The sequence below is a fragment of the Bacteroides cellulosilyticus DSM 14838 genome (genome assembly GCF_000158035.1).
Taxonomy (GTDB): Bacteria; Bacteroidota; Bacteroidia; order Bacteroidales; family Bacteroidaceae; genus Bacteroides; species Bacteroides cellulosilyticus.
In genome coordinates this window covers 873525-877578 of record NZ_EQ973492.1, presented here as the reverse complement: position 1 = coordinate 877578, position 4054 = coordinate 873525, and the positions used below count along the sequence as shown (strand labels likewise).

The 4054-nt window shown below is 39.8% G+C and carries 2 protein-coding genes; both read left to right on the top strand.

Going from position 1 to position 4054, the window contains the following annotated elements; all coding sequences use genetic code 11:
• A partial coding sequence (locus tag BACCELL_RS21715) for a hypothetical protein (RefSeq protein WP_007214234.1) occupies positions 1–1477 on the top strand: 1477 nt, incomplete at its 5' end.
• A gap of 186 nt (positions 1478–1663) precedes the next feature.
• Complete coding sequence (locus BACCELL_RS21710) at positions 1664–3955, top strand: patatin-like phospholipase family protein (protein ID WP_029428136.1); 2292 nt, start codon at positions 1664–1666, stop codon at positions 3953–3955.
• Positions 3956–4054: the final 99 nt, after the last annotated feature.

Here is a 4054-nt window from a genome sequence, read left to right as displayed (position 1 = left end):
TTGTAGTTTCCTTCCCATACCTATTGCTTTTGGTAAGAAGAAAGACTGGAAAGATGGAAAACAGGTTGAAACAGACGAAGATAATATCATCAATGACAGTAATCCGTTGTGGACATTGAAACCCAGCGAACTGAAGGATGAAGATTATAAGAAGTTCTATCGTGACCTGTATCCGATGTCTGATGAACCTTTGTTCTGGATACATCTGAACGTAGATTATCCGTTCCATCTGACAGGTATCCTTTACTTCCCGAAAGTAAAGAGTAATATCGAATTGAATAAGAATAAGATACAGCTTTATAGTAACCAGGTATACGTTACGGATTCAGTAGAAGGTATCGTACCTGACTTTCTGACACTGTTGCATGGTGTGCTCGATTCTCCGGATATTCCGTTGAATGTATCCCGTTCTTATCTACAGAGCGACTCTAACGTGAAGAAGATTTCGACATATATCACGAAGAAAGTATCTGATCGTCTGCAATCTATCTTTAAAAACGATCGCAAACAGTTCGAGGAAAAGTGGAATGACCTGAAGATTTTCATCAATTACGGAATGCTTACTCAGGAAGACTTCTATGACAGAGCAAAAGATTTTGCCCTTTTCACCGATACGGATGGTAAATGCTATACATTTGAAGAGTATCAGAAGTTGATTAAAGATAATCAGACTGATAAAGATAGCAATTTGATCTATCTGTATGCTAATCATAAAGATGAGCAATTCAGCTACATCGAGGCTGCTAAGAATAAGGGATACAATGTGTTGCTGATGGATGGTCAACTGGACATTGCTGTAGTAAGCATGTTGGAGCAAAAGTTTGAGAAATCTCGCTTTACCCGTGTAGATAGTGATGTTATCGATAATCTGATTATCAAAGAAGATAAGAAAGGTGAAACTCTGGAAGCAGGCAAACAAGAAGCTCTTTCTGCTGTGTTCAAGAGCCAGTTGCCTAAGCTGGAAAAGGTTGAGTTTAATATCACTGCGCAGGCTTTGGGTGAAAATTCTTCTCCTGTGATGATTACTCAAAGCGAATATATGCGCCGTATGAAAGAAATGGCTAATATTCAGGCAGGTATGAGTTTCTATGGAGAAATGCCTGATATGTTCAACCTTGTGCTGAATTCAGATCATAAACTGGTGAAAGAAGTTCTTGCAGACGAAGAAAAAGAATGCGACTCTGTTGTAGCTCCTATTCAGCAAGAAATGAATGACGTAGACAAACGTCGTAATGAACTGAAAGATAAACAAAAAGGTAAGAAAGACGAAGAAATTTCTACTGCTGAAAAGGACGAAGTGAACGGATTGGATCAGAAGTGGGAAGAACTGAAAACAAAGAAAGACGAAGTATTTGCCGGATATGCAGCTAAAAATAAAGTTGTCCGCCAATTGATTGACCTGGCATTGCTGCAAAATGGCATGCTGAAAGGTGAAGCTTTGAATAACTTTGTGAAGAGAAGCATCGAGCTAATCTAAATACGCCCTTTATTCACAATCTATATGCCGGGAGCATTGCAACTTTTATAAGAGTTGTAATGCTCCTTTTTTCGTATATTTTGTGTGGGAACGCTTGTTTTTTAGCGTTGGATACGTCCAATTTCGAAACAATTGCATATATTTGAGCTTTGATAATAATATATTTTCAGCTCGGAACTTTGAAGTATGAAAAGAATTCTTTTGCTTTTATCGTTTTGTTTCTTGTTGCTGCCCATGTTGCATGCCCAAAAAGTTGGACTTGTATTGAGTGGTGGTGGTGCGAAAGGTATGACGCATATCGGCATCATTCGGGCTTTGGAAGAAAACAATATCCCTATCGATTATATTACCGGTACATCCATGGGAGCCATTATCGGTTCGTTGTATGCCATGGGATACTCTCCCGATGATATGGAGGCTTTGCTGCGTTCAGAAGACTTTAAACGCTGGTATTCGGGAAAAGTAGAGCCTAAATACGCCTATTATTTTAAGAAAAGTATCCCCACGCCGGAATTTTTTAATATCCGCTTTGATTTTAAGGACTCCTTGAATGTCAAACCGCAATTGCCGACCAGTATGGTTAACCCCATCCAAATGAATCTGGTGTTTGTGGAGCTGTTTGCCCGTGCTACGGCTGCTTGCGACGGTGATTTTGACAGACTGTTTGTTCCTTTTCGTTGTATCGCTTCCGATGTATACAATAAACGGCAAATAGTGTTAGGGAAAGGTGATCTGGGCGATGCTGTCCGCGCCTCTATGAGTTTTCCGTTTGTTTTTAAGCCAATTGAGATAGATAGTGTGCTGGCTTATGATGGTGGTATTTACAATAACTTTCCAACGGATGTGATGCGGGATGATTTTCATCCGGATATTATTATTGGTAGTGTGGTGGCCGCTAATCCGTCCAAGCCTAAAGAAAATGACCTTATGAGTCAGATTGAGAACATGGTGATGCAGAAGACGGACTATTCTATTCCGGATTCTGTCGGCATCCTCATGACATTCAAGTATGATGATGTGAACTTACTTGATTTCGACCGTCTTCAGGAACTCCATGATATAGGTTACAATCGCACTCTTAGCCTGATGGATTCTATAAAGGGGCGTATTCATCGTAGGGTGAATGCAGATAATGTGCGTTTACGCCGTCTGGTTTATCGCAGTAATCTGCCGCAGCTCTATTTCCAGAAAATTTATATTGATGGAGCTAACTCACAGCAACAGGCTTATATTCAGAAGGAATTTCATGATGAAGAAGATGAGCCATTCACTTACGAAGAGCTGAAGCGTGGATATTTTCGTTTGCTTGCGGATAATATGATCTCTGAAATAATACCGAAGGCAGTATTCAATGAAGAGACCGATATGTACGATTTGCATCTGAAAGTAAAGATGGAGGATAATTTCTCTGTCCGCTTGGGGGGTAGTGTGTCTACGACGAGTTCCAATCAGATATATCTGGGCCTGGGCTATCAGAACTTAAATTATTATGCCAAAGAGTTTACGTTTGATGGCCAATTGGGTAAAGTTTATAATAATGCCCAACTGATGGCGCGTATAGATTTGCCTACTCATATTCCTACTTCATATCGGCTTATTGCGTCTATCAGTACTTTTGATTATTACAAGAAAGAGAAACTGTTCTCTAAAAACGATAAACCTTCCTTTAATTCAAAGGATGAACGATTTCTGAAGTTGATTATCGCTTTACCATTCTTAGCGAATAAACGGGCTGAATTTGGCTTTGGTATTGGAAAATTGCAAGATAACTATTTTCAATCCAGTGTGATAAACTTTGAAGAAGACCGTTCGGACAGGAGTTTATACAGGCTTATAGGCGGTTCTATTAGCTTTTATGGAAGTACACTGAATTCCCGTCAATACGCTACAAAAGGGTATAACGAGAAATTGATAGCCCAGATTTTTACGGGAAAAGAAAGATATAAGCCTGGAAATCCGGCAGAACAGCCTGTTACACAGGAACGGCAATCATGGTTACAGATTTCTTATATGAAAGAAGCATATCATAGTATGGCGCCTAAATTTGTTTTGGGATGGATGGCGGAAGCGCTGTATTCATCGAGGAATTTCTCGGAGAATTTTACGGCGACAATGATGCAGGCTGCAGAGTTTTCGCCGACTCCGCATAGTAAGCTGATGTATAATGAGGCTTTCCGCGCTAATCAGTTTCTGGCTGCCGGTATCAAGCCTATGTTTATTTTCAATGATATGTTTCATCTGAGAGGAGAATTTTATGGATTTATGCCTATTTTCCCTATCGAGAAGAATACGCAAAACAAAGCATTTTATGGAAAAGCTTTCTCAAAGGTAGAATATATGGGAGAAGTTTCTGTTATTTGCCAATTACCTTTTGGAGCGATCTCTGCTTATGTAAATCATTATAGCTCACCGAGAAGGGAGTGGAATGTGGGGTTGAGTATCGGCTGGCAACTGTTTAATTACCGTTTCATCGAATAATTTTCTTCAAAAAAAGTTTGTGGAATACTTGCAGTTTCGGAAAAAGTCCGTATCTTTGCACCCGTTAAACAAAAAGGCCGCGTAGCTCAACTGAATAGA